Raw genomic sequence first — 6,981 nt, forward strand, 5'->3', positions numbered from 1 at the left:
GGGCCGCCCACCGCGCGAACACGTCGTGCACCCGCTCCAGGGGCGGCGCGGCCGGGGCACGGCTCCACCCCTCCAGCACCCGCGCCCGCTCCGCGTCCCGCAGCAGGGGCACGGTGGACAGGGGCCGCCCGGGATGGGCCGCCAGGGCCTCCAGCAGCCGCTCCAGGTGCCCCGCCATCCGCGCGGCCGTCTCCGGCTCCCACAGCGCGGCGCGGTAGACGAGCGTGCCCCCCAGCGCGCCGCCGTCGTCCGCCATCAGCAGCTCCAGGTCAAAGCGCGCGGCGCCCCGCCCCGCCGCGAACGGCTCCGCGTCCACCCCGGCCAGGGCCGGCGCCTGCGCGGCGTCCGTCCGCTCCAGGGAGAAGGTGGCCTGGAAGAGGGGCGCGTGGGTGAGCGAGCGCTCCGCCACCACGTCCTCCACCAGCCGCTCGAACGGCACCTCGGGGTGCGCGTACGCGGCCAGCGCCGACGCGCGCACCCGCCCCAGCAGCTCCATCCCCGTGGGGTCGCCCGCCAGGTCCACCCGCAGGGGAAGCAGGTTGACGAAGAAGCCGATGAGCCCCTCCACCTCGGCGTGGGCGCGGCCGGCCACCGGGGTGCCCACCACCACGTCGGCCTGCGCGGCGTAGCGGCCCAGGAGGGCCTGCCACCCCGCCAGCAGCGCCATGAACAGCGTGGCGCCCTCGCCGCGCGCCAGGGTCCGCAGCCGCGCCGACGCCTCCGCCGAAAGCGAGACGGGATGGCTCCCCGCCCCGGCGGAAAGCCCCGGCGCGCGCGGGTGGTCCGTGGGCACCTCCAGCAGCGGCGGCGCCCCGGCCAGGCGGCCGCGCCACCACGCCAGCTTCTCCTCCAGCACGGGGCCGGCCAGCCAGCCGCGCTGCCACGCGGCGTAGTCGGCGTACTGCACGGGGAGCTCCGGCAGGGACGGCGCGGGCGCCCCCCGCCGGAAGGCGTCGTACAGGGCGGCCACCTCGCGCACGAGCACGTCGGTGCTCCAGCCGTCGCTCACCACGTGGTGCAGGGTCAGGCACAGCACGTGGTCGTCCCCGTCCAGGCGCAGCAGGACGGCGCGCAGCAGCGGTCCGCGGGCCAGGTCAAAGGGGCGCAGGGCCTGGGCCCGGGCCAGGCGCCGCGCCTGGCCCTCCCGCGCCTGCGCGGGGAGCGCGTCCAGGCCGACGACGGGAAGGGGAACGGGCGAGGGCGGATGGATGACCTGCACGGGCTCGCCGTCGTGCTCGGCAAAGGTGGTGCGCAGCGACTCGTGCCGGCGGACGACGCCGTCCAAGGCGCGCCGCAGGGCCCGCGCGTCCAGGGCGCCCCGCAGCCGCAGGGCAAAGGGCATGTTGTAGGCGGGCGTGCCGGGCTCCATCCGGTCCACCAGCCACAGCCGGCGCTGCGCGTACGAGGCCGGCAGGGGCTCCCCGCGCGGCACCGGGGTGATGGGCGGCGCGGCGGCGAAGCCCTCCGCGTGGCGAAGGGCCTGGATGCGGGCGGCCAGCCCGGCCACCGTGGGGGCCTCGAACAGCACCCGCAGGGGCACCTCCACGTCCAGCGCCCGGCGGATGCGCGCCACGACGCGCATGGCCAGCAGCGAGTGGCCGCCCAGCTCGAAGAAGCTGTCCCGCGGCCCCACCCGCGGCACCCCCAGCACCTCCGCCCAGATCCCGCAGAGGATCTCCTCCCGCTCGTCGCGGGGCGCGGCCGCGCCGGGCCGCGCCTCGCCCGGCTCCGGCGCGGGAAGGGCGCGGCGGTCCACCTTGCCGTTGCGGGTAAGGGGAAGCGCGTCCAGTGCCACCAGCGCGGAGGGCACCATGTGCTCCGGCAGCCGCGCGCGCAGGTGCTCGCGCAGCTCCGCGAAGGAGACGCGCGTGGCGGCATCGTCCTCCCCTGCCCCGGCGGGCGGCGGACCCGCGGCGAAGCCCGCGGCCGGGACCACGTACGCCACCAGGCGCCGGTCGCCGGGGACGTCCTCGCGCGCCACCACGGCGGCCTCGGCCACGGCGGGGTGGCGGGCCAGGGCGGCCTCGATCTCCGCCGGCTCCACCCGGTAGCCGCGCACCTTGACCTGCTGGTCCAGCCGGCCCAGGAACTCCAGCGTGCCGTCCGCCAGCCACCGCGCGCGGTCGCCCGTGCGGTACAGCCGGGCGCCGGGGACGGCGGCAAAGGGGTGCGGCACGTAGCGCGCGGCCGTCAGCGCCGGGCGGCGCCAGTACCCGCGCGCCACCGCCTGGCCGCCGATGTACAGCTCGCCGGGCACGCCGGCCGGCACGGGCCGGCCCCCCGCGTCCAGCACGAACGCCTCGGCGTTGGCCAGGGGCGTCCCCACGGGAAGGTTGGGCCAGCGCGCCCCGTCGTCTCCCGCCGCCAGGGGGAGCGTGGTGGTGGTGACCGTGGTCTCCGTGAGGCCAAAGACGTGCTGCAGGGGCACGCCCGTGGCCGCCCACTGCGCCATGCGCTCGGGGAGCACGCGCTCGCCGCCCATCAGCACCAGCCGCAGGCAGGGGGGACGCCGCGTTCCGTCGTCCGCCAGCTGGCGCACCCACTCGTGCCAGAACGCCGTGGGCAGCTCCACGATGCTCACCCGCTCCGCCTCCAGCACGCGCAGCAGGGCGTGCGGCGCGTCCAGCAGGTCCTCCCGCGGAAACACCACGCAGGCCCCCGCCAGCCAGGCCGGGAACACCTCCTCCACCATCACGTCGAACGCGGGGGAGGCGAACTGGAGCACCCGGTCGGCGGGGGCGAGGGCCATCCGCGCGCGCATGGCCTCGCCGTAGCACAGGAGCGAGCGGTGGCTCACCATGGCGGCCTTGGGACGGCCCGTGGAGCCGGAGGTGTAGATGAGGTACGCCAGCGCGTCCGCCCCGCAGAACTCCGGATCCGCCGAGTCCGCCGACATCCACGGATCGGCCGAAGCACTCGAATCCGCCGAACCCCTCGAGTCCGCCGAGCCCGCCGAAGTCCTCGCGTCCATCGAATCGGCCGACGTCCACGAATCGGCCGAATCCATCGAGTTCGCCGAGTTCGCCGAATCCGCTGAATCCGCCAAAGCCACCGGATCCGCCGAGTCCACCAAAGCCGACGAATCCACCGAATCGGCCGACTCCGCAGAATCCCTTACATCCGTCGATTCCCCGGTGTCCGCCGAAGCCCCCGCGTCCCCCCGATCCGCGGGCGCCCGCGAATCCGCCGCGCCGTCCAGGTCCACGGGGAGCACCCCGGGCGTGCCGGCGGGGAGCGCGCCGGCCAGGGCGGCGCGGGTGAGGACGACGGCGGCCCCGCTGTCGGCCAGCAGGTACGCCACGCGCTCCGGCGGGTACGCGGGGTCCATGGGGACAAAGGCCCCGCCCGCCCGCAGCACGGCCAGCAGCGCCACGGCCAGCTCGGCGGAGCGGTCCAGGAAGAGCGCCACGGGCGTCTCCGGCCCCACGCCCCGCGCCCGCAGCCGCGCGGCCAGGGCACTGGCCCGGCGATGGAGCTCGCGGTAGGAGAGGGTGCGCCCGCCGGACGCCACGGCGGGCGCATGGGGCCAGGCGGCGGCGCGCGCGGCGATCACCGCGTCCACGCGGGCGTTCGCGGGGAACGGGCGCGTCTCGCCGCGGCCGGCGTCCAGCACCCGCGCCCGCTCCGCCTCCGTGAGCAGCGAGACGTGGGCGAGGCGACCGTCCGGGCGCGCCGCGAGCGCCTCCAGCACCGTCCGCAGCTGGTGCACCAGCCGCTCCGCGTCCGCGGGGTCGATGCGGCGCAGGTCGTGGACGAGGGAAACCTCCAGCGCGTCGCGCGCCGCGGCGGAGAGCACGAGGGGATAGCTCGTGGTCTCCACGCCCACGGTGCGGCGGATGCGCAGGGCGTCCATCCCCTCTCCCATCCGCTCGTCCACGGGGTAGTTCTCAAAGGTCACCAGGCTCTCGAAGAGCGGCTCCCCCGCGGGCACGCCGCTCCACCGCTGCGCCTGGACGAGCGGCGTGTGCTCGTGCTCGCGCGCGGCCGCCTGCCGCGCCTGCAGGTCGCCCAGCCAGGCGCGCACCTCCGCCGCGCCGTCCGTCCGCACCCGCACGGGGAGGGCGTTGATGAACAGCCCCACCATCTCCTCCACCCCCGGCAGGGCGGCGGGGCGGCCGGAGACGGTGGCGCCGAAGAGCACGTCGTCCGTCCCCGCGTGGCGCGCCAGCAGCAGCCCCCACGCGCCCTGCACGAGGGTGTTGGCCGTCACGCCCCACGCCCGCGCCCGCTCGCGCAGGGCACGGGTGCCCTCCGGCGGCAGCTGCATGCGCGCCTCGCCCGTCCCCGCCGCGCCGCCGTCCTCGCCCGCCGCGCGGGCCAGGGGGAGGGGCGTGGGCGCGTCGAAGCCGGCCAGGGCGTCGCGCCAGAACGCTTCCGCCCGCGCCGCATCCCGCCCCTCCAGCCACGCCACGTAGTCACGGTACGGCCGCGCGGGCGCCAGGCGCGCCGGCTCGCCCCGCACGTGGGCGCCGTAGAGCGCCAGCACGTCGCGAAAGAGGAGCGGAAGGCTCCACCCGTCCAGCAGCAGGTGGTGGTGCGTCCACACCAGGTGGTGCTCCCGCGCGCCCGTGCGAAAGAGCGCCAGCCGCATGAGGGGGGCGTGCCGCGGGTCGATCCCCGCCGCGCGGTCCGCCGCCAGGTACGCCTCCAGCCGGGCCCGGCGCCCGGCCTCGTCCCGCCCGCGCCAGTCCTCCCGGCGCACGGGCACCGCCACGTCGCCGCGGATGACCTGCAGGGGCCGCGGCGTGCCCTCCCACGCGAACTCCGCCCGCAGCGCCTGGTGCCGCGCCACGGCCCCGTTCCAGGCCCGCTCCAGCGCGTCCGCGTCCAGCTCGCCCTCCAGCGCGAAGCCCAGCTGCCCCACGTACACGCCCTCGCCGGGGTCCAGGGCGGAGTGAAAGAGGAGGCCTTCCTGCAGCGGGGAGAGCGGATACACGTCCTCCACGCCCCGCCCGTTCCCCAGCAGCGCGTCCAGCGCCGCCGCGTCCAGCCCCGCGAGGGGAAAGTCGCCGGGCGTGCACCCGCCGGCCGCCGGCGAGGCGCAGTGGGCCACGAGCCCCCGCAGCGCCTCGCCGTACCACGCCGCCAGCCGCTCGATGGTCTCGCGCCGGTGCACCCCCTCCGCGTAGCCCAGCGCCATCTCCAGGCACCCGTCGCGGACGGCGCCCGACAGCTCCAGCCGGTGCGCCCGCGCCCCCCGCGGGTCCGCCGTGTGGCCCGCGGGCTCCGCCGCGAAGCCCCGGAAGGCGCCCGGGGCCACGGCGCGGTCCAGCTGGCCCAGGTAGTTGAACACGATCTCCGCCGGCGCGGCCGCGAGCCGGCGCCGCACGTCCTCCGCGCCCATCCAGCGCAGCAGCCCGTGGCCCATGCCGCGCCCGGGCACGGCGCGCAGCTGCTCCTTGACCATCCGCAGCGCCGCGCCCGCGTCCCGCGCGTCCGCCACGTCCAGGACCACGGGGTAGAGGGAGGTGAACCAGCCCACCGTGCGGGACAGGTCCACGCCCGGCGCCCGGTCCTCCTCGCGTCCGTGCCCCTCCAGCTCCACGCGGACCCGGGGGCTGCCCGTCCACCGCTCGAGCGCCTGGGCGAGCGCGCACAGGAGCACGTCGTCCATCCCCGTGCGGTACGCCCGGGGCACCGCGCGCAGCAGCGCCTCCGTCTCCGCCGCGTCCAGCCGCACGGCCACGCGCCGCCAGCGCGCGACGGTGTTCGGGGCGGACGGGTCGTCCAGGGGCAGCGGCGCCACCTCGCGCTCCGCCTCCGCCAGCCAGTACGCCGCCTCGCCGGGGTCGACCTCCGCCGCGGAATCCGCCAGGGCCCGCGCCCACGCCTGCCACGACGTCGTCTTTTCCGGCAGGCGGATGGATTCACCGCGGGAAAGCTGATCGTACGCCGTCTCCAGGTCCTCCAGGAGGATGCGCCAGCTCACCCCGTCCACGACCAGGTGGTGGATGACGATCAGCAGCCGCTCCGGCCGCCCCTCCCCCAGGTCGAACGAGACGACGCGGAGAAGCGGACCGTCCGCCAGGTCCAGCCCGCGCTGCGTCCGCTCCGCGTGCGCCTCGATGGCGGCCGGCTGGTCCGCCTCCGCGAGATGCGCCAGGCGGACGCGCTCCACGGGCGCGTGCTCGCCGGGCGAAGCGTGCGCCTGCGTCCACGCGCCCGACGCGTCCGCGTGAAAGCGCAGCCGCAGGGCATCGTGGTGCGTGACGAGCGCGGCGACGGCTTGCTCCAGCCGCGCGGGGTCCAGCGGCGCGCGGGGCACCAGCAGCAGCGCCTGGTTGTAGTGGTGCCGCGCCGGCAGGGGAAGATGGAAGAAGCGGTGCTGGATGGGCGTCAGCGGGGCGCTGCCCGTCACGGGTCCCTGCGCCGCGCCGGCGCCCGGACCGGCGCGGCCGGCCACCTCCGCCAGCCGCGCGACCGTGGGCCGCTCGAACACCTGGCGGGGGGCGACGTCCAGCCCCCGCGCGCGGGCCCGGGCCGCCACCTGGATGGCGAGGATGCTGTCGCCGCCCAGGGCAAAGAAGTTCTCCTCGATCCCCACCCGCTCCACGCCCAGCACCTGCGCCCACACCTCGCACAGGGCCGACTGGGCCTCTGTGCGGGGCGCCACGTGCTCCGCCCCGCCGCTCCACGCGGGGGCCGGCAGCGCCCGCCGGTCCACCTTGCCGCTGGCGTTGAGCGGCAGGGCGTCCAGCACCACGAACGCGGCGGGGACCATGTGCTCCGGCAGCCGCTCCCGCAGCCGCGCGCGCACGTCGTCCACGGGGAGCGCCCCGCCCTCCGCGCCCACCACGTAGGCCACGAGCCGCCGCGCGCCGGGCGCATCCTCCCGCGCCACGACGACGGCCTGGCGCACGCGGCCGTCCTCGCGCAGCGCGGCCTCGACCTCCCCCGGCTCCACGCGAAACCCGCGGATCTTCACCTGGAAGTCCAGCCGCCCCAGGTACTCCACCGCGCCGTCCGGCCGCCAGCGCACCC

1 protein-coding gene is annotated in these 6,981 nt (G+C 77.5%); it reads right to left on the minus strand.

Going from position 1 to position 6,981, the window contains the following annotated elements:
* Positions 1-6,981: non-ribosomal peptide synthetase (locus VFZ20_RS22635; protein WP_329686226.1), on the minus strand; the 6,981-nt coding region annotated here is incomplete at both ends.

Source organism: Longimicrobium sp., from assembly GCF_036280135.1.
Classification (GTDB): domain Bacteria; phylum Gemmatimonadota; class Gemmatimonadetes; order Longimicrobiales; family Longimicrobiaceae; genus Longimicrobium.